This is a genomic window from Methanomassiliicoccales archaeon (genome assembly GCA_014361295.1).
Taxonomy (GTDB): domain Archaea; phylum Thermoplasmatota; class Thermoplasmata; order Methanomassiliicoccales; family JACIVX01; genus JACIVX01.
In genome coordinates, this window is record JACIVX010000001.1 from 1,594,668 (window position 1) to 1,616,692 (window position 22,025).

Consider the following 22,025-nt stretch of genomic DNA (forward strand, 5'->3'; position numbering starts at 1 on the left):
TTAAACAGCTCCAATACACTTTTTTTTACTCGCCTATAATCTGAATGATAATTTTTCGGCTTCTTCTTCTGATGTCCAATTCCACGAGAACGACCTGTTGCCATGTCCCCAGATCAGGAGACCCTCCAGAAAAAGGGATGGTTAGAGAGGTTCCGAGAAATGATGATCTGATGTGAGAATGTCCATTGTCGTCTCCCCAAGCTCTGTTGTGGTCATAACTAAAATTCTTCGGCGCAATGCGTTCGAGGGCTTTCCTGATGTCGTTTCTTAGTCCCGGCTCATTTTCAATCGTTATCAGCGCTGCTGTTGAGTGAGGGACGAAAACGCAGGCGAGTCCGTCGGAGACCCCCGATTCTTTAATTGCACTCCTTATATGATCGGTGATGTCGATCAGATCTTCTTCGCCTCTCGTTTCAATGGTGACCGTCTTTCTGAACATCATTTCACGAAACCGCCAACTAAAGCGTACATATAAGCATTTTTTGGTAGAAATTGGATTGCAGGATTACATATTTTTGGGAATAGACCTAGAGGGCAAGCACAAATTGTGCATAAGAATACTACAATGATAAAAATTCATGATTTTCCCTATAAACTCTTTTCGAATATCGTCGCCACTGAAACATTCCGAAAAATATTATTCTGGATCACTGACTTTGTTTCCTGCTATTCCTCAATGATCTCTTTCGAGAGAATTGCGACCCCTTCCAGCTGATTCAGATAGGAAAGTTCTATTCTTAATGATACGAAATAATTTCGATACGAATCGGTGGAGAAAAGATTAATAATTCGAATTCAAATAATAAGGCTGTGTCCAATCCCGTCCTAGGTGCTGGTATATATCTAGGAAAGAAGGATTTGAAAGCTGAGCGGATCTGGTTGGAGTCCGATTTCAGGGTTAAGCTGATAAAATATGGGATTGATAAGGCTGGTAGCATCAATAAGTTAGGAAGAGAGCTCGGATATCGCTCAAGAGTTCATCCTGGGTGGAGCATCAGACAAATACTTTTGGGAAAGCAAGCTTTTCCATACACTAGGCTCGCGCGTTTGGCGGATTATCTTGGATGGTCGATGGATGAGATACTAAAATACCAGGCAAAGCGCGACAAGGTGACCTTTGAAAGCACGAGGCGAGCTCTGCAGGAACACGGTCTTTGGTATTATATCCCCCGGTAGCGTCTGACGGACTGTCAACTCATATCATCGCTGCAATACAACCACAAAATTCATTCTCATAATATCGTATCTCTAAAATGTGGATAGAACTTCATAGATAAATCCAAAAAAAATAAATATGTTAAACAACATTAGAATTGTCGTCTGACGCATGTCCGACCGAAGGGATTGGGGTGCTCTTTAGAAAGAAAGATCCTATCATTGATCAAAAAGCTAATCACATTATCCACCGGAGCGTATATAAAGTCGCTGAGGTGGATGACGGCGAGGAATCGAAAAGGTTCAAGAGTACAAAGGTCGTCTACAGTTTCTGGAGTGCTGTCAAATACATCTTCATCTTATCATTTCTCCTCTGGTGGCTTCCGATTATTGGTCAGATGATTGCAGGCTATGTTGGAGGCAGAAGAGCTGGAAGCCCATGGAAAGGTGTTATGGCAGCTTTCATTCCACTGGCCATTATCTTTGCGATCACCGCTGCCGTCGATGTTGGCTGGATTCCGACGACGATCAACGGGATCAATATCACCCCAGGAGCAATTCTGAGTGCACTGGCCTCAAATATTCCGCTTCTTGATTCATACATGAATTTCGCTTCGCTGTACCTTCACAATTTTGTATCGTTGCTTCAATCAACAATTTCATTCAGGCTCGATAGTTATCTGATGACGATCGCCTTTGCGTATATCGGAGGAATTATCGCTGATCAGACCAGGAGGGAAATGGAATACATTTCCCAGCACGGCGGCCACCGAACAACGGTTGTCGTGGAAGGAAGCGAATTCCCGCACGAAACTGTCTCCCCTCGACCCTCCTGGTCAAGTTTTTCTCTTCGCCCGAGACGGCAGGGACCTGAAAGAATGAGCTTTGACGAGCTTCAAGCGCTTGGAGCAAGTGTTGAATACGGTGACGAGGAACTTCCGCCACTCAGATCCGCTCACAGGATTATTGAATCAAAGGAATCACCGAGATCGATGTCGCCCAGGGAAGCGAAGCTCATTGACAGAAGAGCGCATCTGATGGCTAAGAAGCAGCGAATGGTTGAGAAAAAAGTGAAGAAGTCAGCTAGTTTGCCAGAAGGCTTGATTAATAGGGCACTGATGAAGAAACGCACGAGCAAGTCCGTTGCTCCAGAAAAAGTCGATTCCAACTCAGGTGATTGGGAATTCATGTAAGTGAAATCCCAAGCCAGAAAAAGGATCTTAATCGTTTTATTTCTCAAATATCAGTCTAAAATGGAATGATTTTAGAGTTTCCTGGAAATCAGCGAGAATCGGGACACAATTCGATCTCTGTGGCATCAATTTCATCGGAGAAGATGGAAGCGCCGCAGACCTATGATTTTCAATGATCAGTAGATGAAGCGCAATTTCGTAGAAGAATATTTATAGGGAAATCTTTTTCCACGGCACTTGGCGATTGAACGATGTTCTGCCCGGAATGTAGATCATTAATGTTTCCCAAGAACGGCGTATTCAGATGCAGTAAATGTGGCAAAGAACAGAAAATGAACGGTGAAAGACAAACTTTCACGACGAGGATTCGAGAAAAGGAATTGGTGGTGATTGACTCGAACGCACCGACCCTTCCGAAAACAAAGGTCGAGTGCCCGAAGTGCGGACACAATGAAGCTTTTTGGGTCCTAAGGCAAACGAGAGCCGCCGATGAGCCCGAAACGCGTATTTACCGCTGCACGGAATGCGGATATTCTTGGAGAGAATATTAATTCCAGTCAATAGTGCTCTAAGTAAGGTTTATTACTGTATAAACGCTTATCGAACAATGGGGGGAACTCATGCTTCATGCGAAAGTGAAGTCAGAGATTCTCAAAAGCATTGTTGATGTCGTTTCGACGCTTGTAGACGAAGCAAAGTTTAACATTGCGCCGGATAAGCTCAGTTTGAAGGCCGTCGATCCCGCGCACGTTGCCATGGTTAACCTCTTGCTTCAGAAGGGTGCGTTTGAAGAATACAAAGCAGACGATACCGAACTCGGGATCGATCTTGATAAGATTAAAGAAGTTCTGAGACTTGCGAAGGCAGGGGAAATCCTCGAGATTGAACAGGACGAGAACCATAATAGGCTCGTCATCAATGTCGGAAACATCACAAGGAGAATGAATCTTGTAGATACAACGGGCATGTCTGACCCCAAGGTTCCCAACCTCAACCTGCCCGCAATAGTTGTTGTCACCTCCGATGAGCTCCAGAAAGGCATCAAAGCGGCGGAGAATATATCCGATTACATCGCCCTGACTGCATCGCCCGACGGATTCGAGATGTTTTCAGAGGGTGATACGGATTCCGTGAGTCTCAAGCTCTCTAAGGATCTTCTTGTTTCACTTGAATGCAAGGAGAAAGTCCGAAGCCTCTTCCCGCTCGATTACTTCTCGAACATGATTCGGGCAATCCCCTCAGGCACAACGATCAAAATCAGCTTGGGTAATGATTTTCCTGTGAAACTCGAGTTCCAGATTGCTGATGGGAAGGGCGAAGTCAGTTATCTGCTTGCGCCAAGGATTGAAAGCGATTAGAGTTTGAGACTCTCAAGAATTTTCATTTCCTGATCAGGGAGCTCTACGACGACGGACAGTTTATCTCTGATGCCAGATTTTTCGATTTTATCACGAAGTAGCTCATCGATCTGATAGATCCCAGCAGAATTGTTCATTCTGATCTCGATTCTGATTGGTTTTTCTTTACCTTTCGACACTGAGACTTTGTCGATCGCGAGAGCCGAAACTGAATGGATATTGATGCTTCCCGCTTTGAAAGGAATCCTCGCTCTTCCCTTCTCCATGTCAAGTGCATCGGCGACTCTGACGACGCCCGCCTCTAACGTCAATGGCGTAAATTCGTCGTGATGCGCGATCATCGCGTGCATGATTTCCGCGAGAAGAAGTGTCAGCGTCGGCTCCGAATAGAATTCAGAGAGAATTCTTCGGATTATCGGTGGCGCCAGTATCAGTGAAAAATCTTCGTGCGCCCTTCGATGGATCGCATGCCCAATATCGTGGAGTGCTGACGCAAGAACGACGACGACCTCTGCATCTTCATTTCTCATCCCATGGTCTTCAACTATGTTTGGCTTTTCTCCACTTTCGATCAGGAGGCGCAGCATCTTAAGTGCGATGGAGGCGACAATCTTGACATGCGTTGGTCCATGATCGTTATAGCCCATTCTGTCAATTGCCATGATATTAGAGACCTTCCAGAGTGCCAAAATCTCTTGGTCGTCGTTAATCTTGTCAACAATTTTCGCAAGAACCGTATTTGAACCGCAGGGGATTCTGAAAACTCCTTTCATCATCAATTGATATTCTATCAAATCATTAAAAATTGTATCTGCAGAAAACCTGTCAAACAGCGATCAGAAAAGCGCAAAAGCTTTTTAATCGGAGTCATGCTATTCTCCAATCCCCCTTCCCGAGGTGCTTGAGTTTGGCCACTTTGAGCGATGAAGACGTGCGTTATCTTGAACAGAAGGCAAATCTTATTCGAAGACATGTGCTTCGCATGACATTTGCAGCTGGATCGGGGCATCCGGGCGGATCGCTTTCGAGCGCCGATATTCTTTCCGCGCTTTATTTCAAAATTCTCAATCACAGACCATATCAGCCTGATTGGGAAGGTCGGGACCGTTTCGTGCTGTCAAAAGGTCATGCCGCTCCCGCGTACTATGCTGCATTGGCCGAAAGTGGCTATTTCCCAGTCAGCGAGCTTCTCACTTTGAGAAAGCTAGGGAGCAGACTGCAGGGTCATCCATCCAGGGGAAAAACACCAGGAGTTGAGATGTCAACCGGATCTCTGGGGCAAGGACTCAGTGTCGCCAATGGGATGGCACTTGCCGCGAAGTTGAATGGAGAGCATTACCGTGTTTACTGCCTATGCGGCGACGGGGAGATTGAGAGCGGCCAGATATGGGAGGCCGCGATGTTTGGGGCGCATTACAAGATCGATAACATCACCGTTTTTATCGATAGAAATGGTCTGCAGATCGATGGGCCAACCGAATTCGTCATGTCGATTGAACCGCTGGCAAAGAAATGGGCGAGTTTTGGCTGGCATGTCATCGAAATCAATGGTCATGATATGAGACAGATCTGGAATGCATGTGAGGAAGCCAAAACGATCAAGGGTAGGCCAACGGTAATCATCGCGCACACGATTAAAGGAAAAGGCGTCTCGTTCATGGAAAATTCGATAAGCTTTCATGGCAAGGCGCCGAACGAAGAGGAACTTCGGCGTGGATTGAGGGAGTTAGGGGAGGAGATATGAAGAGACCGCTCGCCAGCCAGCGAAAAGAGTACGGCCGGGCACTTGTCGAAATAGGAGAGATGAGACCCGACGTCGTCGTTCTCGATGCGGATCTTTCCACTTCAACGAGAACTGCGGAATTCGCTAAGAAATTTCCTCACCGGTTCTTCAATTGTGGGATTGCAGAACAGAATATGATGGGAACCGCCGCTGGGCTGGCGGCTAGCGGTAAGATCGTCTTCGCATCATCGTTCGCAGTTTTTGCGACTGGTCGGTGTTGGGATCAGATCAGACAGTCGATCGCCTATACGAAATTTAACGTTAAGATCGTCGCGACACACGCTGGGATCACCGTTGGTGGGGATGGTGCATCTCATCAGACGGCGGAGGATATCGCACTGATGCGCACCTTGCCGAATATGACCATTGTAGTTCCAGCTGACGCACCAGAGACGTACAAAGCGATCAAGGCTGTCGTTGATTGGCCGGGACCTTGCTATGTAAGGCTAGGTCGAGTGGATTTTCCTGTTGTGACAACCCCAGAGACACCGTTCTCGATCGGGAAAGCAACCGAGATGCTTCCAGGCGATGATGTGACGGTGATCGCTACTGGCCAGATGGTTGCTGTCGCTCTCGATGCCGCAGAGGAGCTCAAGAGGATGGGGATTTCGGCATCAGTCATCAATATGAGTACAATCAAACCGCTCGACGAAGAAACGATCATCAGGTGCGCTCAGAAGACGGGTGCGATTGTTACGGCGGAAGAACACAACATTCTATCAGGTTTGGGAAGTGCTGTTGCGACATGCCTCTGCGAGAATTACCCGGTGCCGATGAAAAGAGTCGGGATTCCCGATACGTTCGGAGAGTCGGGGGAGAGCGAAGAATTAATGGTCAAATACGGCCTCACGAGTGATGAGATTGTCAAAGCGGCGATGGAAGTTATCAGGAGGAAGAGAAAATGAAGATCTTCATCGACAGCGCAAATGTCGAACAGATCAAAGAGGTTGCCAGCTGGGGCATCCTCGATGGTGTGACAACAAACCCCACACTGGTTGCAAAAGAAAAGACTGATTTCAAATCGTTGATTCGGCAGATATGCGATATTGTCGATGGACCAATCAGCGTCGAAGCGGTCAGTCTCACCGCAGACGAGATAATCAACGAAGCGCGATCTCTCGCTGCCCTTCATAGGAACATTGTGATAAAAATTCCGATGACTGAGGAAGGACTGAAGGCAACGAAGAAATTGTCAGAGGAAGGCATCAAGGTCAATATGACACTCGTGTTTTCGCCGGCCCAGGCGTTGTTCGCCGCCAAGGCTGGTGCGAAATACATATCGCCGTTTGTTGGCCGTCTTGATGACGTCGGCCACAGCGGAATGGAACTTGTTGGGCAAATTCTGGATATTCTCGACAATTATGATTTTGAATCAGAAGTGATTGTCGCGAGTGTTAGACATCCTGGTCATGTGATCGAAGCAGCGATGATGGGCGCTCATATCGCAACGGTACCATACGACGTCCTCAAGAAAATGTTCAGGCACCCTTTGACGGATGTCGGCATCGAACGTTTCCTCAAGGATTGGGAAAAAGTGAGTGGCCGTTGATTCTTACCGTTGATTCTTATTTCTGAGAATGAGAAATTGGTGGGTGTCAAGAAGACGCGAAGATTGAAGACGATGAGGCATCATTTATAATCTGTGCCAACGTCTCTCACATCGTTGGTATCGCTTTGCAAGGACATTGAATCGACAAGAAGCAGAAAGAAAAAGATCGAGCTTCTCTCATCTTTCCTTAAAAGGTTAGATGCAAGCGAAATTAAGCCTGCAGTCCTATTCTTGCTGGGCAGACCGCTACCGGAATCTGAATCAAGAGTACTCCATGTGGGATATTCCACGATCGCTGATGCACTGATGGTTCATCAACAGCGCCTTCCAGTTGAAATGAATTTGACAATTCCTGAATTCGCATCGATGATTAGTAAAGTTGCCGACGCGAAGGGCGGGGGCTCGAGAAAATTCAAGAAAGACTTCCTCAGTGGTCTCTTAGCAAGGCTCACTGAGGAAGAGAAAGAATACGTTGTGCGGAGTCTTTCTGGTGAAATGAGAATCGGCGCTAACGAAGGTATCATGATCGAGGCGATCGCTCACGCATCTTCTGTTCCAGTTGAGGAGATCAGGATGGCCAACATGACATCAGGGGATATTGGACTCATGGCCGAAACTGCATTGACGCGAGGAAGGAATGCGATTAAATCCCTTGGTATCAACCTGTTTGTACCGCTCAAACCGATGCTTGCGGAGACTGCCCCATCAACCGATGAGGCTCTGAAAATCCTCGGAAAGGCTGCTTTCGAGTTCAAATTCGACGGCGTGAGAGTTCAGATCCATAAGTCGGGGACAGCTGTGAGAATTTTCAGCCGCCGTCTCACAGAATTGACAAGCAGTTTGCCGGATGTTATTGAGATGGTTCTCCGTTCAATCTCTGCTCAGTCAGTCATTCTTGAAGGCGAGGTCATCGGTTTTCGCGATCGACCGCTGCCCTTTCAAGAATTGATGCATCGTATGATGCGTAGTCATCAAATTGATGAGATGATGAGACTCGTGCCGGTCAAACTCTTCCTCTTTGATATTCTCTTTCTTGATGGGCGATCTCTTCTCGATAAGCCATACGTCGATCGCTGGAGTATTCTGCAAGAGACAGTGCCGTCGGAATTCATCGCACCAAGAATCGTGACTGATGATCGTGAAGAGGCAAGGAACTTTTTCGAACGTGCTCTGTCTGAAGGTCATGAAGGTCTCGTCGCGAAGAGTCTATTCAGTCCATATGTCATTGGCAGGAGGGGACGTCACTGGTTAAAGATTAAAAAGAGCATGACGCTAGATCTTGTTGTTGTCGGCGCGGATTGGGGGCACGGGAGAAGGAAGGGATGGCTCAGCGATTATTATCTTGCTGCTGTTTCCGGGAACGACTTTGAAATCGTTGGAAAAACGTTCAAGGGTTTGACTGATGATGAATTTGAATGGATGACGAATAGACTTCTATCGATTAAAGTTAAAGAGACGTCGACCACAGTTTTCGTTAAACCAGAGATCGTCGTCGAGGTCGCATTTGACGAAATTCAAAAGAGTCCGAGGTATCGATCGGGCGTTGCATTGAGATTCGCGAGGATCAAGTCAATCCGCAACGATAAGTCTCCAGAAGAAGCAGACACTTTGGAGACGGTCAAGCGCCTTTATGAGGAACAATACAAAGCAAAGAATCAATTCGAACGACGGGAATTATTATGAGATTTTCATTTTGGTTCTTCCGATGACCTCGAACGATGACAAAGATAATTTCTAGGTATTCTCGCAAATTGAATTCTTATGATTTCTGTGCTGGCACAAAAATAAGATATATCCGTGGACTTCATGACGGTTCGATGGAGTACGATCTCGTCATCGTGGGCGGTGGCCCCGTCGGCTGTGAGATCGCCGCACGTGTTGGATGTGATTTGAAGTCCCTCGTGATCGAAGAGCATGGGCAAATCGGTCTTCCTGTTCAATGTGCTGGTCTGATCACGCCACGAGTAGTTGAAATGACCAGGACGGAAGATTCAATTCTTAATAAATTATCTTCGGCACACTTTCATTTTCCTAATGGTCTAGTCCTAGAAGTAAGAGGAAAGGGCACAAAGGCTTTCGTTGTTGACAGGAAAAGTTTCGATCAGATTTGCTATGAAAGAGCCGTTTCTGCTGGCGCATCATTTTCTCTCAGCTCAAAATTCATTGACTTTTCGAATGAAGGAGACAAACTCAAACTGGCTATTGAAACGAATGGAGAGCGGCAAATCATTTCAACCAAACTCCTTATCGGTGCTGATGGTTATAGATCCCGTGTTTCCGAAATCGAGGGCCTCGGGCGACCTTTGGAGAGGGTGAAGGGGATCCAGGTCGACATTGACTATGAAATGAATGAACAGGATACCGTACAAGTGTACCTCGGCGAAAAAGTAGCACCAGGATTCTTTGCATGGATGATCCCCTGTGGTTCATTCACGAGGTTGGGTCTTTGCATTTCAGAGCAATTTGGAACACCAGCGAACTATCTTAGGCGACTTCTCAAACAGCTAGGTCTCGATCAACGCAGGAGAATCAGGGCGAGTTCTGGGATCATTCCGATCGGCTCTTTGCGTAAGACATATGCTGATCGATTGATGATTGTCGGCGATGCTGCTGGTCAAGCCAAACCGCTGAGTGGAGGGGGCTTGTATACAGGATGCGTTGCTGCACAGTGCGCGACCGAAGCAGCCTTGCGTTGTTTTGAGGAGGAAGACTTTTCTGCGCGCTTGACCTCAACATATCAGAGAGCTTGGAAACGACAGATCGGTCGAGAATTGGATCGCGGATACCGTATCCGCAAGGTTTTCACCCGGCTTGATGACAGAAAACTCGATGAGATAGGATCGATCTTGAAAAGGGAGGAAGTCATCGAAATTCTTTCGACAGGGGACATCGATTTTCCGAGTCTCATCGCTCCATCTATTTTGAAGGCTGCGCCGTCTCTTCTCAAATTCTCGCCGCAACTTCTGCGCTCCTTTATAGGAAAATGACCTGATGATCCGGAAAAAAAGAAATAGGAGGTCGATTTTGGAAGCTCCGGAATGTTACTGGCGAAAGTCGAAAAGCGCAGGGCGGAAGCGGTCAGACGAAGTCTCTTCGCACGGGATGCGGTGAGAAAAGACCTCGCGATTCTGGAGGAGCAAGACAGTATACTCATCCCTCTGAAGGAGAATATCGATGCGGAAACCATCAGAGAATTTGGTTTGGAACTCATTGAGGGGGAAAGTCATCCGCGCACGTTTTACAGATCACCCTATGAAGAAATAAGAGACCGCATCGAAATACCTGATAAGCTCAAGTCATACTTACCAGATAAATGGGAGAAACTCGGAGATGTTCTCGTCCTGAAGATACCCTCCGAACTTGACGACTACGAGGCGCAGATCGCAGAAATTTATGCAAGAGTTTTGCGCGCCAAAACCGTTTGTCGGGAAGTCGGAATTATCACGGGGCCATATCGGGAACCGAATCTTAAGGTGATTTTTGGTAGTGAGACGGAGACCGTGCATGTTGAGAATGGAATCAAATACAAACTCGATGTCGCCAGGATCATGTTTTCCTCCGGCAACATCAACGAGCGAAAGCGAATGAGCGAACTTGAATGTGAGGGTGAGATGGTCATCGATATGTTTGCTGGCATTGGGTATTTTACGTTACCAATTGCCGTTTATACCAATGCGAGGAAGATCATCGCTTGTGAAATCAATCCTCTCTCTTATCGTTATCTGGAAGAAAACATTCGCCTCAATCACGTCGAGTCGAAGGTTACAGCATTCCTCGGTGATAATCGTCATTTGCCAGGCAAGGGTATTGCAGATAGAATCATCATGGGTTATATCGGCACAACACACCATTACCTCCCTAAGGCGCTAGAACTCATAAAATCCGGCGGAACAATTCATTATCATGAAACGTGTCCGATCGATCTATTTCCTGAACAACCAATGCGTCGCATCGACGATGCGATGAATGGGCGACGGTATGAGATCATCAGTGTGCGAGAGGTGAAATCTTACGGGCCTTCGACAATTCACATCGTCGTGGACGTGCGTGTTCTTGAATAATTTATGACCTCCTATTTTATTTCCTCTCCTCTCGCACAATCTGTTCAATTGAACCGGTTGCCGCGATCAACCGCACAAGTGCTTCATGGTATGCTTCCCCTTCGCTTCTGACGAGCTCACTCGCAAAGTTTGCAAGATAGGTTCCGAAATTTTTCTCCTCATTGGTATATTGCCACGATTTCTGATCACCAATATTTGCGACGCTCAAGAAAGCGTAAGTCACAGCGCGTGCCCGATGGTCAAGCTGCCGCTCCTTTTCTGTGATTTTCAACAAGGATTCTTTATCCTGTGTCTTGACGATTCTCGCAAGCCTATCGGCCAATCGTCCAATGTCGCCAAGGGATGAATATGAAGGCAAAAGAGCGTGAACCTGATTCGCCAATTCCAGCCTCTTCGCCTCGTTAATCATCTGAGCGGGACTCAGGTCTGACCGGTGATTGAGTATCGTTTCCATTACAACTGGTGAGGCAACTTGTTCGAGAAGCAATTTTTCGTACTGATCCCACAGTTCTCCAATGATTTTTCCTGCCTGGTCGCTAGTCGAAATGATTGAAATCCTTTCTTTGAGAAGGAGACCTTTGAGCGCCTCTTTTTCTGCATTGTTCCCCCTCAAGTGCGAAATGAATGCATCGACATCCGATCCAAAGCATTTCTCGCCGATCATCAGAATTGGATCGCTTCGATTCTGAAGATGCATGACGATTTCTTTCAAATATGATTCGAAAAACTCGCGATCTCCGATTTTGCCGTTGACATAGTCGCGGTGCAACGCACCGCTTTCCTTAATACTGTCCTTAATCTTGCACACCTCGCACGATGACAGGCATTCGAATTCATTTTTGACACTCACGTCAAAGTCTGATGCTGGATCCCTTCCAGCAATGCCTTTCATAAGGTGGTGCAGAAGATTCTCATCGCCGAGACATTCTGTGCATATTGATATGATGAGACCTGCCGATTTCCATAGAATTTCGAATTTCATTCTCGCTGATGTGTGAGGACAATGGCCGTGATCGTCGAGTTTGTAGGGCGCCGTTCGCAATGAATCCCTGACATATTCTATCGGCGCCTTTGGCGAGTTCGAAGAACAAAAGAAACCGCTCTCAGAGGAATAAAGATATAAATTGTCTTTTTGCGCGATATCCCAGAAAGCCAATAACCTTAATTCTGGGTCATCGAAATACTGCACTCCAATCAGTTTCTCTTTGTCAACTTTTCCACGCACCGCGTACGAGATTTTTCCAATCGGCAAATCGACAAAAGCGAGATAAGGGATCTTCGTTGCATTCTTGAGCGATATCGTGGCCGCGTAGCTTCTAACAAGCTGGTCTCCCCAACCGGCAAAAGAAATCAAGCGTTCCGTGTCGTCTCCGAATTCGGAAATCTTTTCCATCTTGCTGAGCATTTTTTCAAAAGAACATTTCCTGCATTTTGAGATGCACTTAGGAAAGAGGATTGAAGGACTCTCGGCGAGTTTTCTCGCCTTTTCAATCAATTCCTTTTCCAGATTTTTCGGCGTGATTTTTAATCCACGTGTTTTGAAACTTTTCTGCATGATTACCTTACATGAAGTGATGCTCTTACGATAAGCTTTTGTGCAGATCAATACAAAAGGATTTAACGGATGAGATATTCATTTTCGTGTTGAGGGATGCGGTGCCGGATGAAAAGTCCTACGCGAAGGGCTATCTAAAGGGATATGAAGATGGATTGAAAGAGGCATGGGAAGAACTGATCTCATTAACGATGAAAGGTTACAGCGCACGCGAAATACAGGTGCTCGCAAAGTCATCGCGTAGCTCAATCAGTGCAAGAATAAAGCAGAAAAGAAAGAAGTTCGAAGAGGAACTTGGCCAGCTTGACGAAGAGGAGGCCAGAGCAGCGGGAGATACGAGTGTTCCCGCAGAATTTGTTCCTGGATCGGTTTTTATTCTTAAGGGAAAGGAAATTGACAGAGCGTTCATTTCTTTTAAATCACTCTTAGAAAAAGGCTTCAAAGGCCTTTGTGTGACGAGATCGCACCCCTCAACAGTAAGAAGGAAATTTACATTGAATGTCCCGATGGTGTGGCTCACAAAAGAGGAAATGTTGCCACCTGAGCAAGATGGTGCCGATGAGCAGATGTACGTTTCACCAACGGATCTACCAAGGCTCTCGACGATACTGAAGACTTTCACTTCAGACAAATCTGGAAATGATTTAAAATCGACGAAGGTTATTCTGCTTGAAGGCGTTGAATATCTCATCACACAGAATGACTTCAGGAATGTTTTAAAGTTTCTGCAAAACGTGAAAGATCAAGTTGTCTTATCAAAATCGATACTATTGCTTCCAATCGATCCTTCCACGTTCGAACAAAGGGATCTCAGTTTATTCGAACTTGAAATGGGAAGATAGCTCTGTACTGTTCCGTTGGTGATCGCTAAGAACAGTGCTAACTTAGAAAAAAATAAAAAAAAGAGCTGTGGAAAGTTTCCTCTAGAGCGGCACCTAATTTCCTAAACGATCCATCGAGTTTTTCATTACTTGCTCATGTAGATCTCGATGGAAGACACATTGGCGCTGCCGCCGCCCTCTGCTGGAATTGTTTCAGTTTGTATTTTGATATCCTTCACCACAGCGTCGTGTATGAATCTGTTCCTGACGATCTCAGCGACATCAACCGCACGACTGATGGCTCTTCCTCTTGCTTTAATGATCACGTCGGTCGAGCCGCTGTTAAACTGCGTCACAACAGCCAAAACATAGTTCATTGTTGGTTTTTTTCCAATGTATACCGTGTTTTCGTCTGCCAATGCTAAACCTCCCTTGCGGTGGTATGAAGTGAACAATAACAGAAACGATATTTATTTCTTTCCCGTACTGATCTGGAAGAAACGATGAATTAGCGGCCACAAAATCAACCAAAAACGATACCGATCCTCGTTGCATCATCTGAATTGAGACGGATCAAGATATCCCACTTTCTTTTTAAGATATTTCTTCACCTGCTCCTCGAACACATTCTTTGTAATGAATCCTGAGGCGTGCATCAATGTGTCGTTTAAATCAGGCTCGATCTTCATCGATGCTAGGCAAGGATAGTGATGGTGAGTGAGCGCGGCCTTCTCAACGATCTCATCAAGTCGTACCCCCTTCACGTTTTCCGCAACGTATTCCGTATTGCCACATGGTACACCTCGGATTACTTTGATATTGCTCGCCGTTTTGTTATCCTTGGTTTCAATCTCAATGAGGGGTTTGCCAAACCATCGGGCAAATTCGTCAATCGTCTGCTTGCCAATCGGGTCAAGAGAACAAAACGGCCTCGGAAAAGAATATTCGACGCCCCATTGATCCATGATCCGGCTGATCTGGTTAGCCTGCCCAAATGGCATCCACTCGCTATTATCGATTGGAGCGATGAGCCCCCGCGCCTTCGATCGACGCACAAGTTCTGGTATCAGTTGCGGAGAATTCGGGCCTTCGGAGAGAAAAAGAAGAAGATCCGTTTCTGGAATCTCTTGTGGAAGGTATCCGGCTACGTCATCAATGATTGTCGGAAGATCCTTCGATACCTGCAACGCGGAGACTTCCCAATGAGGCGGAGCTCTCTTTTTTAAATTCTTGAATATCCTATTTCCATATTCTCCCTGCACAACCACGAGCACCCTGAAGCCAATTGAATAATCTCTTGGCGAGGGAGCGGTGTACGAATCGACTTTTTCCTCATGAGTTTCCGTCTTTTCCGTAGTTAATTCCCTTACGCTATAGTCTACAATCTTTTCACCAAGGCTTTCGATCAAGGGGGAAAAAGCGTGTATCGATTCATCAGGTATGTCAAGAAAAATTTCGCGATATCGACATTCAGAATCGATCGCGTCATTCCTTTCAGATGATGAGATCGCGAATGCCGCGTTTCCTGACGAGATGCGGACATTGCAATAGACCTTTCTCTCTGACGAACTGATGTTCGCGTACGCGATCGTCACTGGAAGATAATCGAGAGACATGCCATGTTCTTTGGCGAGAATCCATAATGCTCTAACTATTTCGCTGCCGGAAAGCTCTGATGATAGTACGATCTTCTTTACTGTCATGATGATATGTGGACTGTGTGAATCGTATTCTGTTTTCTTTTTTCAATAGAGTTATTCAAGTTTGATCGCTTCGACGGGGCACTCATCAACACAGGAACCGCATTCAGTGCACTCGTCGGGATTTTTGACTTTTGAAATGCTGTCGACGATCTTGAAAACGCCTGCAGGGCAGACCTCTTCGCATCTTCCGCATCCAGTACACAAATCTTCATCAACCTTTGGTGGCATAATCGATGACCTCCGTTCTTCAGGGGATACAATACCAGCATTTAAATCTGTCCAATGTCCAGTGACCCTTTGGACTTTACTTTCGTATCATGATAGAATGCCTATGATAGACCTTTTCCCGAATTCATTCGGTGATTTCGAATCTAAACCTCGCGGTGCTCCCTGAAATATTTCGCGAGGATGCGCTTCTGTCCTTTCCTCAAGATTTCTGACAGCGTCGATGTCGAAACACCTAAACTCTTAGCCAGCTGTTTGAGACTGATTTTCCGCGGGAAATCAAAATACCCTTTTTCAAAGGCCATCCGTGTGATCTGTTCTTGCCTCGCAGTCAGCGCATCCTTGTCGCTGATCTCCGTAATCTTGATCAATTTCGGCTCCGCGCCTGCTTTCTCGAGATTTTTCATCAACTTTTGAAGTGGCTCCTTTTCTGTCAGGAGCAAAGACCATTCGAGCCGACCGTCCTTTGTTGAAGTTGAAGAGGTGAGGAAACAGTCTGTATGCGCAAGCAATCGACAGACAGCACACTCAGTTGTCGAGAAAATCGCGAGAACCTTTCCCCTTTCAATAGGCGTGATATCAACATTGAAAATATTGGGACTCGATCTAATTGATTCAATAACTGACGGCACGTCCTCTTCCCTCTCAACTTCGATCTCGACGAGATCTCTCACTGCGTGCCCGTTGACGGGCTTTGAGCCGATGATCTTGATGACTGAAGGATATTGCATGAGCGCATCCTTGATCCATTTTTCTGGCATTTTCAGTGATATGACTGCTTCCATCATGCACCGATCACTCCTATGGATAGAATCCCCTCAGTTCCATCGCCCTCGCGACGCGTTTCATTGCTAACATGTAGGCAGCAGTCCTTAAATCTACATTCTGACTCCTTGCAATCCCGTACACTGTTTCGAAAGCCTCTGTCATCATCTGCAACAGACGGTTCTTGACCTCATCCAACGACCAGAAATAGAACTGCAGATTTTGCACCCATTCAAAATAACTGACCGTCACGCCACCCGCATTTGCGAGGATGTCTGGAATCACCATGATTCCTTTGTCAAAGAGGATCCTATCTGCTTCTGGTGTCGTCGGACCATTTGCCCCCTCGGCAATAATTTCAGCCCTAATTTTATCCGCATTGTCTTTTCTGATGACATTTTCAAGCGCTGCTGGAATGAGGATTGTACATTCGGTCTCAAGCAAATCCTCTTGCGTGATGTTATCCGTCCCCTCCATATCCTGAACAGAACCAGTCCTCTGCTTATGTTCATAGACCTTAATCGGATCGAGTCCATTCTGATTCCTGATGCCGCCCCTTGAATCGCTCACCGCAACGATCTTGCATCCGGCTTCCTGATGAAGGAGTCTCGCCGCATGCCAACCCACATTACCGTAACCCTGAATGGCAACCATTGCCCCTTTTAATTCAATATTCTTCACTTTGGCGGCTTCTCGTATCATATACATCAGACCGCGAGAAGTCGCTTCATCTCGTCCCTTGGATCCGCCAATTTCCAGCGGTTTTCCAGTCACGACCCCAGGTATCGTATATCCATTATTCATGCTGTAGGTATCCATGATCCATGCCATGGTCTGTGAATCGGTGTAAACATCGGGTGCTGGGATGTCTTTGTGAGGTCCGATAATCATCGAAATCTCCGTGACGTAGCGTCTCGTCATGCGCTCAATCTCCCCTCGGCTCATTTCCTTTGGATTACAGATGACGCCCCCTTTGGCCCCACCAAATGGAATACCCATAACCGCACATTTCCAAGTCATCCACATGGCAAGAGCCCTCACCTCATCGAGCGAAACGTTTGGATGATATCTGATTCCCCCCTTGCATGGTCCGCGCGCAAAATTATGCTGAACGCGGAATCCCGTGAATATTCTTACTCTGCCATCGTCCAACCTGACGGGAAAGTTGACTGTAAGCTCACGTTGCGGTCTTTTCAGGAAATCGATCAGATCGCGGTCTAGTCCGAGGAGTCTTCCAACATTTTCAGCCTGTTTAACAGCCATTTCATAAGGATTGTTCTGATTCATTTTTCTCCTCCCTCATGAATAGTTCGAGTAAAGTTGATATCATTGGTATTTGTGCGACATCTCTAAATACAATGCGGTTACGCCAGCGATCCGTCCCTTCTACATGATTGAAGTTATTGTCAAGTGATCGGACAATCGAAGGAACGGCAATCGCCAAGATTGGTAGAAATTTCGTGAACGAAAAATGGCTTATCATATGTTCGATTCAAATTTTCCGTAAGGGCGCAAGTTTTCGGCTAAATGTTCATTAATCAAAATGAATTCATGCTATCTGGAAGGTGATGCGATGGTCGTAAGGGTTGTTGAAGAAATTTGTCAGGGATGCGGTGCCTGTACATCTTCCTGCCCTTCAAATGCGATCGTGATGAAAGGAAAAACAGCGACGATCATGAAAATTTTTTGTCGATCATGCGGGATATGTCTGGACAATTGTCCTGCCGGTGCTCTGAAAATGCATGACTGTTAAATAACTTGTATCTGATTCGGTTGATGTTATGCATCTATTGGTACGATTTTTACCTCAAAATGTGACGGTTGAAGTGACCCCTGGAACAACGGTACTTGAAGCTGCTTATCACGCTGGGGTCATGATAAACAGCATCTGCGGTGGAAAAGGCACATGCGGAAAATGTCGTGTCATTGTCCAGGGTGATGCTGAATCTTTCGGCGGCAGGGAATTTTTTTCGGAGGATGAATGGAAAGCGGGATATCGCCTTGCCTGTAGGACACGAATTCATGGTAATGTCGAGATTTTGGTGCCAGAGGAAATTCAGATCGCCTCTCATCAAATCTTGACATCCTACATCGTTGAAAGACTCGGTAAGCTTTCACCATTATCATCGGCGAGATATTTTGAGCTCTCTCCGCCGACCTTGGACGACAATCTTGCGGATCTTGAGCGATTGAGGCGTTCTCTTTTGCCATCGGGGGGCGATCTTTTCACGACACTCAGAGTTCTAAGGGTAATGCCGAGAGTATTGAGAGAAAGTCGATGGAAAGTCACGGCAGTTCTTGATGAAAGCGGCGAGGTGATTGGATTGATTGGTCTGAGACCAGGGAACGCCGCCGCAAGGAATTTCGGAATTGCCGTCGACATTGGAACGACAACGGTTGTCCTTAGTCTCGTCGACCTCACGACTGGCAACGTTATCGCACAAGCATCGAATTATAATAAGCAAATTATGTGTGGCGAAGATGTGCTTTCGCGAATCACTTATGCGGAGGAGGGAGGTCTATCCCGCCTCAATCAATTAATCATCGAGACAATCAATTATCTGATAGCGGAATTATGTAATGCTTCAGAAAATTGCGAGGAGATTGGTGGTAAAGTCTCCGCGCACGAAATATCAAGCATGGCGGTCGCTGGTAATACCACGATGATTCACCTATTTTTGGGTCTCGATCCGAGATACATTCGTTACGAGCCTTATGTTCCGAGTGTGAGCATCCCGCCAATTTATCGGGCGCATGAGATCGGCGTGAACATCAATCCAGACGCACCCGTTTACTGCGTTCCTAGCAGAGCGAGCTATGTTGGTGGAGACATCACCGCCGATGTCGTCGCATCTGGGATGCATCTCAAATCGGAAATCGCGATGCTGATCGACGTTGGTACGAACGGCGAGGTTGTTCTTGGCAACAGTGACTGGCTCATTTCATGCTCGTGTTCCGCAGGTCCGGCTTTCGAGGGTGGAGAGGTTAGGTATGGAATGAGGGCGATGTCGGGTGCGATCGAACGCGTTCGCATCCTTGAGAATTACGATGTCAAGTATTCAACGATTGGTGGCACAAAGCCGCGCGGGATTTGCGGATCTGGTCTGATCGATCTCATAGCGGAAATGTTCCTCCGTGGTTTGATTGACAAGAAAGGTCATATTCAGCAGGCTAATACCTCACGCGTCAGGCGCGGCGAAGATGGCATGGAATTTGTCATTGCCTGGGCAAATGAGACCGCTATAGGGAAAGATAAAATCACAAAACTTGATGGAGAGCAAAGGATTGTTGTAAAGGAGGAGAAGGGACGCGACATCGTAATCACAGAAAATGATATAGCCAATATCATCAGGACAAAGGCCGCAGTCTACGCCGCTTGCTGCGTTTTGCTCAGGAAGGTCAACTTGAGTTTCGATGATGTCTCAAAAGTGTACATCGCTGGCGGTTTCGGCAATTATATTGACATGGAACGCGCCATTGCCATAGGCTTACTGCCGGATCTACCATTCAACCGTTTCGTATTTCTAGGCAATGCAGCGCTAGCCGGTGCTTATTTAACCCTACTCTCGAAGGATAAAAGAGTTGAGGCGCAGAGGGTGTACGAGATGATGACTTACCTCGAACTCAGCACAACTCAGATGTTCTTTGATGAATTCTCCTCGGCTCTTTTCTTGCCGCATACGGATATCAGCAGATTTCCGACTGTGGCGGAGTTGATCAGAAAGGTCTAGGAAATTCTAGAGTCTTTCCGCATAAGCATCTTTCTCTCTCGAATTTGTAAAGGTCTTCCGGCAGTTGTTCCCCACACTGGCACACAACTTCATCATTCCAAACCTCGATATTCGCTCCGCAGAAGGGACACCTGACCATCTCGATCCCTGGTATGTGTTGAATTCGGCGATATATAATATTATCCTACGACTAATGACGATTTCGCTCGACAGACAACGAAGTTGGCGCCTCCGCTTTCGCACGGGAAAGGTTTATTATATTTACTTCAAAATCTCGCTAGCCGTGCCTTGGAATTTCGCTGCGACGTGCATAGGTTCCCTTCCTCATCAAGATCCAGCGAAAGCTGTCGATCTTGTCTTCGACGTCGAAGGTCTTATTCCCTTTTGGCCGCAACTGCCGAACAGAGATTTCAAGGAGAACATGTATGCGCAGTATTCCGTTCATTTACCAGGTATCGACATCGATGTCGATAAAAAGAGAATCACTGTTGATCTTCATCGATACGAACCCTTTAACTTTTATGAACAATTGATCAACGAAAATCTCGATTTTTTCTCATTCCCGCCAGATAGTTTTGCTGGTTTTTTCGAAATGATGAGACGCGAATTTCCAAGCTCAAAAACGATCATCAAAGGGCAGACGACGGGCCCGATCAGCACTGGTCTCCAGATCTTTAATACAGAGAATAAGCCAGTCATTTACGACGAGAATTACTGCGAGATCGTGCGGAAGAATCTTAATATGATGACGCGCTGGCAGGAGAAGACACTTCGCTCAAAATGTCAGAGAACGATTATTTTTCTAGATGAACCATCACTCTCGCTGCTGGGAACACCTTACGCGAGCATCAAATGGGAAGATGCAATCGCATGGATCAATGATGTTCTTGAGGGGATCGAGGGCTGGAAAGGTATCCATTGCTGCGGAAACACCGACTGGTCGAAGGTTATAGAGGCGGAGATCGACATTCTTTCATTCGATGCCTATGATTACGGTTACACGATCTCTCTTTATCCAGAGGAAATCTCACGCTTCCTCGAACGAGGTGGTGTACTGGCATGGGGAATCGTGCCGAATAACGAGGAAGTTGCTGGCAAAGAGAACGTCGATTCGCTTGTGCAGAAGGTGATTTCGGGAATCGAGATGATGAAGGCAAAGGGGATCGATGAAGAATTGTTGATTCGCAATTCGTTGGTGACGCCTCAATGCGGGCTTGGTGGAATGTCAGAGGCGGCCAGCGAATCGGCGATCAGAACGCTCGTCTTGGTCTCGAGAAGACTCAGGAGGAAACTCGGGCTAGAGGAAGCGCTATGAGTTATGCAATAGCTGTGGCGGGGAAAGGAGGCGTGGGCAAATCGACGATAGCCGCGCTCCTCATTCGAGCGCTCGCCGAGAAATCCCGAGAAATTGTTCTCGCTGTCGACGCAGATCCCAATTCCAATCTAGGAGAGAAACTCGGTGTAAAGGTCGGTAAGACTATCGGAGACCTCAGAGAGGATCTCCTCAAAAGAGCAGACGAAATTCCAGCGGGCACGAGTAAACAGGAATTTATCAGATATCAAATTCAGCTGGCTCTTGTCGAAGGAGATCAATTCGATTTGTTGACAATGGGACGACCTGAGGGGCCTGGGTGCTATTGTTATATCAACAACATTCTAAGGACCTTCATGGATGAGCTGATCGACGATTATGCCTACATCGTCATCGACAACGAAGCCGGTATGGAACACCTCTCTCGACGGACAACCAGGAAGATGGACAAGTTGATCGTCGTTTCAGACGCGACAAAATTGGGCATCGATACGGCGGTGAGAATCAGGGGACTCGCTGAGGAAATGAAGCTCGAGATAAAATCGAATATGCTGATTGTCAATCGTTCGCCCTCGGAACTCCATGGTATTGTCGAAGCAGCGATCAAGGCAGGTGGATTTCAGGAAGTGAGAAAGGTTCCCAATGACAGGAAGATCGAGGAACTGGCAACGACAGGTGAACCGTTGACCAAGCTCGATTCGACAAGCCCAGCGTTCAGGGCTGTAAGGGAGATCGCTCGGGATTTAGCCTGAGTTCTTCGATCAGAGTGACCACTACTGTTCTCTCAAAAAACAGGAAAAATAAAAAAGGATTG

23 protein-coding genes are annotated in these 22,025 nt (G+C 46.6%); 15 read left to right on the forward strand and 8 right to left on the reverse strand.

Annotated features, from left to right (window positions below; all coding sequences use genetic code 11):
- Positions 1–25 precede the first annotated feature (25 nt).
- Positions 26–442, reverse strand: coding sequence for a YjbQ family protein (locus H5T41_07935; protein ID MBC7108698.1), 417 nt, complete (start codon positions 440–442; stop codon positions 26–28).
- A gap of 368 nt (positions 443–810) precedes the next feature.
- Between H5T41_07935 and H5T41_07940 the strand changes: the two genes are divergently transcribed.
- From H5T41_07940 to pcn, 4 genes are all read left to right on the forward strand, one after another.
- Complete coding sequence (locus tag H5T41_07940) at positions 811–1,176, forward strand: hypothetical protein (GenBank protein MBC7108699.1); 366 nt, start codon at positions 811–813, stop codon at positions 1,174–1,176.
- A gap of 137 nt (positions 1,177–1,313) precedes the next feature.
- Positions 1,314–2,348, forward strand: coding sequence for a hypothetical protein (locus H5T41_07945; protein ID MBC7108700.1), 1,035 nt, complete (start codon positions 1,314–1,316; stop codon positions 2,346–2,348).
- A gap of 251 nt (positions 2,349–2,599) precedes the next feature.
- The gene (locus H5T41_07950) at positions 2,600–2,899 is read left to right on the forward strand and encodes a transcription factor S (GenBank protein ID MBC7108701.1); all 300 of its coding nucleotides are present in this window, start codon (positions 2,600–2,602) and stop codon (positions 2,897–2,899) included.
- Between the two features lie 69 nt (positions 2,900–2,968).
- Complete coding sequence (gene pcn / locus H5T41_07955) at positions 2,969–3,706, forward strand: proliferating cell nuclear antigen (pcna) (protein MBC7108702.1); 738 nt, start codon at positions 2,969–2,971, stop codon at positions 3,704–3,706.
- Here pcn and H5T41_07960 read toward each other — a convergent pair.
- The gene (locus tag H5T41_07960; GenBank protein ID MBC7108703.1) at positions 3,703–4,482 is read right to left on the reverse strand and encodes an HD domain-containing protein; all 780 of its coding nucleotides are present in this window, start codon (positions 4,480–4,482) and stop codon (positions 3,703–3,705) included. The two genes, pcn and H5T41_07960, sit on opposite strands and share 4 nt — an antisense overlap.
- 140 nt (positions 4,483–4,622) lie before the next feature.
- Here H5T41_07960 and H5T41_07965 point away from each other — a divergent pair, with 140 nt between their 5' ends.
- The 6 genes from H5T41_07965 (at position 4,623) to H5T41_07990 (ending at position 11,099) form a co-directional block, all read left to right on the forward strand.
- Entirely contained in the window at positions 4,623–5,450 is an 828-nt protein-coding gene (locus tag H5T41_07965) for a transketolase (protein MBC7108704.1), read from the forward strand.
- Positions 5,447–6,394: a transketolase family protein gene (locus H5T41_07970; GenBank protein ID MBC7108705.1), complete on the forward strand. Its 948-nt coding sequence runs from the start codon at positions 5,447–5,449 to the stop codon at positions 6,392–6,394. The genes H5T41_07965 and H5T41_07970 overlap by 4 nt, the downstream gene beginning before the upstream one ends.
- Complete coding sequence (gene fsa / locus H5T41_07975; GenBank protein MBC7108706.1) at positions 6,391–7,038, forward strand: fructose-6-phosphate aldolase; 648 nt, start codon at positions 6,391–6,393, stop codon at positions 7,036–7,038. Before H5T41_07970 ends, fsa begins: the two co-directional genes overlap by 4 nt.
- A gap of 114 nt (positions 7,039–7,152) precedes the next feature.
- Complete coding sequence (locus tag H5T41_07980) at positions 7,153–8,721, forward strand: ATP-dependent DNA ligase (GenBank protein MBC7108707.1); 1,569 nt, start codon at positions 7,153–7,155, stop codon at positions 8,719–8,721.
- A 35-nt stretch (positions 8,722–8,756) separates the two neighbouring features.
- Positions 8,757–10,025: an NAD(P)/FAD-dependent oxidoreductase gene (locus H5T41_07985; GenBank protein ID MBC7108708.1), complete on the forward strand. Its 1,269-nt coding sequence runs from the start codon at positions 8,757–8,759 to the stop codon at positions 10,023–10,025.
- Positions 10,026–10,076: 51 nt separating this feature from the next.
- Positions 10,077–11,099, forward strand: a complete 1,023-nt coding sequence (locus H5T41_07990; protein MBC7108709.1) for a class I SAM-dependent methyltransferase family protein — start codon at positions 10,077–10,079, stop codon at positions 11,097–11,099.
- 16 nt (positions 11,100–11,115) lie between these two features.
- On the opposite strand, the gene H5T41_07995 is transcribed toward H5T41_07990, so the two are convergent.
- Positions 11,116–12,654, reverse strand: a complete 1,539-nt coding sequence (locus H5T41_07995) for a hypothetical protein (protein ID MBC7108710.1) — start codon at positions 12,652–12,654, stop codon at positions 11,116–11,118.
- A 101-nt stretch (positions 12,655–12,755) separates the two neighbouring features.
- Here H5T41_07995 and H5T41_08000 point away from each other — a divergent pair, with 101 nt between their 5' ends.
- Positions 12,756–13,496, forward strand: a complete 741-nt coding sequence (locus H5T41_08000; GenBank protein ID MBC7108711.1) for a DUF835 domain-containing protein — start codon at positions 12,756–12,758, stop codon at positions 13,494–13,496.
- A 125-nt stretch (positions 13,497–13,621) separates the two neighbouring features.
- On the opposite strand, the gene albA is transcribed toward H5T41_08000, so the two are convergent.
- The 5 genes from albA to H5T41_08025 all read right to left on the reverse strand — a co-directional run bounded on the left by albA (position 13,622) and on the right by H5T41_08025 (position 17,455).
- Positions 13,622–13,894 carry a DNA-binding protein Alba gene (gene albA, locus H5T41_08005; protein MBC7108712.1) on the reverse strand — a complete coding sequence of 91 codons (273 nt, stop codon included), beginning with the start codon at positions 13,892–13,894 and terminating at the stop codon, positions 13,622–13,624.
- A 135-nt stretch (positions 13,895–14,029) separates the two neighbouring features.
- Positions 14,030–15,178: a hypothetical protein gene (locus H5T41_08010; protein MBC7108713.1), complete on the reverse strand. Its 1,149-nt coding sequence runs from the start codon at positions 15,176–15,178 to the stop codon at positions 14,030–14,032.
- Positions 15,179–15,229: 51 nt separating this feature from the next.
- Positions 15,230–15,406: a ferredoxin family protein gene (locus tag H5T41_08015; protein MBC7108714.1), complete on the reverse strand. Its 177-nt coding sequence runs from the start codon at positions 15,404–15,406 to the stop codon at positions 15,230–15,232.
- A 143-nt stretch (positions 15,407–15,549) separates the two neighbouring features.
- Positions 15,550–16,191 carry a helix-turn-helix domain-containing protein gene (locus tag H5T41_08020; protein ID MBC7108715.1) on the reverse strand — a complete coding sequence of 214 codons (642 nt, stop codon included), beginning with the start codon at positions 16,189–16,191 and terminating at the stop codon, positions 15,550–15,552.
- A 13-nt stretch (positions 16,192–16,204) separates the two neighbouring features.
- The gene (locus tag H5T41_08025; protein MBC7108716.1) at positions 16,205–17,455 is read right to left on the reverse strand and encodes a Glu/Leu/Phe/Val dehydrogenase; all 1,251 of its coding nucleotides are present in this window, start codon (positions 17,453–17,455) and stop codon (positions 16,205–16,207) included.
- A gap of 286 nt (positions 17,456–17,741) precedes the next feature.
- Between H5T41_08025 and H5T41_08030 the strand changes: the two genes are divergently transcribed.
- The 4 genes from H5T41_08030 (at position 17,742) to H5T41_08045 (ending at position 21,963) form a co-directional block, all read left to right on the forward strand.
- On the forward strand, positions 17,742–17,921 hold the full coding sequence (locus tag H5T41_08030) for a 4Fe-4S binding protein (GenBank protein MBC7108717.1): 180 nt from the start codon (positions 17,742–17,744) through the stop codon (positions 17,919–17,921).
- 37 nt (positions 17,922–17,958) lie between these two features.
- A complete protein-coding gene (locus H5T41_08035) occupies positions 17,959–19,899 on the forward strand; it encodes a DUF4445 domain-containing protein (protein ID MBC7108718.1) in 1,941 nt (646 codons plus the stop codon).
- Positions 19,900–20,182: 283 nt separating this feature from the next.
- Positions 20,183–21,214 (forward strand): hypothetical protein, encoded by a 1,032-nt coding sequence (locus H5T41_08040; GenBank protein ID MBC7108719.1) that lies wholly within the window; start codon positions 20,183–20,185, stop codon positions 21,212–21,214.
- Positions 21,211–21,963: an AAA family ATPase gene (locus H5T41_08045; GenBank protein ID MBC7108720.1), complete on the forward strand. Its 753-nt coding sequence runs from the start codon at positions 21,211–21,213 to the stop codon at positions 21,961–21,963. Before H5T41_08040 ends, H5T41_08045 begins: the two co-directional genes overlap by 4 nt.
- Positions 21,964–22,025 lie beyond the last annotated feature (62 nt).

What these genes read in the sequence shown, in the direction of transcription:
- H5T41_08020 (MBC7108715.1), bottom strand. Translation starts at nt 16,191, where the DNA reads ATGATGGAAGCAGTCATATCACTGAAAATGCCAGAAAAATGGATCAAG.
- H5T41_07950 (MBC7108701.1), top strand. Translation starts at nt 2,600, where the DNA reads ATGTTCTGCCCGGAATGTAGATCATTAATGTTTCCCAAGAACGGCGTA.
- fsa (MBC7108706.1), top strand. Translation starts at nt 6,391, where the DNA reads ATGAAGATCTTCATCGACAGCGCAAATGTCGAACAGATCAAAGAGGTT.
- H5T41_08015 (MBC7108714.1), bottom strand. Translation starts at nt 15,406, where the DNA reads ATGCCACCAAAGGTTGATGAAGATTTGTGTACTGGATGCGGAAGATGC.
- H5T41_07985 (MBC7108708.1), top strand. Translation starts at nt 8,757, where the DNA reads ATGACAAAGATAATTTCTAGGTATTCTCGCAAATTGAATTCTTATGAT.
- H5T41_08010 (MBC7108713.1), bottom strand. Translation starts at nt 15,178, where the DNA reads ATGACAGTAAAGAAGATCGTACTATCATCAGAGCTTTCCGGCAGCGAA.
- H5T41_08045 (MBC7108720.1), top strand. Translation starts at nt 21,211, where the DNA reads ATGAGTTATGCAATAGCTGTGGCGGGGAAAGGAGGCGTGGGCAAATCG.
- H5T41_08030 (MBC7108717.1), top strand. Translation starts at nt 17,742, where the DNA reads ATGGTCGTAAGGGTTGTTGAAGAAATTTGTCAGGGATGCGGTGCCTGT.
- H5T41_07970 (MBC7108705.1), top strand. Translation starts at nt 5,447, where the DNA reads ATGAAGAGACCGCTCGCCAGCCAGCGAAAAGAGTACGGCCGGGCACTT.
- H5T41_07990 (MBC7108709.1), top strand. Translation starts at nt 10,077, where the DNA reads ATGTTACTGGCGAAAGTCGAAAAGCGCAGGGCGGAAGCGGTCAGACGA.
- pcn (MBC7108702.1), top strand. Translation starts at nt 2,969, where the DNA reads ATGCTTCATGCGAAAGTGAAGTCAGAGATTCTCAAAAGCATTGTTGAT.
- H5T41_07960 (MBC7108703.1), bottom strand. Translation starts at nt 4,482, where the DNA reads ATGATGAAAGGAGTTTTCAGAATCCCCTGCGGTTCAAATACGGTTCTT.
- H5T41_07995 (MBC7108710.1), bottom strand. Translation starts at nt 12,654, where the DNA reads ATGCAGAAAAGTTTCAAAACACGTGGATTAAAAATCACGCCGAAAAAT.
- H5T41_08025 (MBC7108716.1), bottom strand. Translation starts at nt 17,455, where the DNA reads ATGAATCAGAACAATCCTTATGAAATGGCTGTTAAACAGGCTGAAAAT.
- H5T41_07935 (MBC7108698.1), bottom strand. Translation starts at nt 442, where the DNA reads ATGATGTTCAGAAAGACGGTCACCATTGAAACGAGAGGCGAAGAAGAT.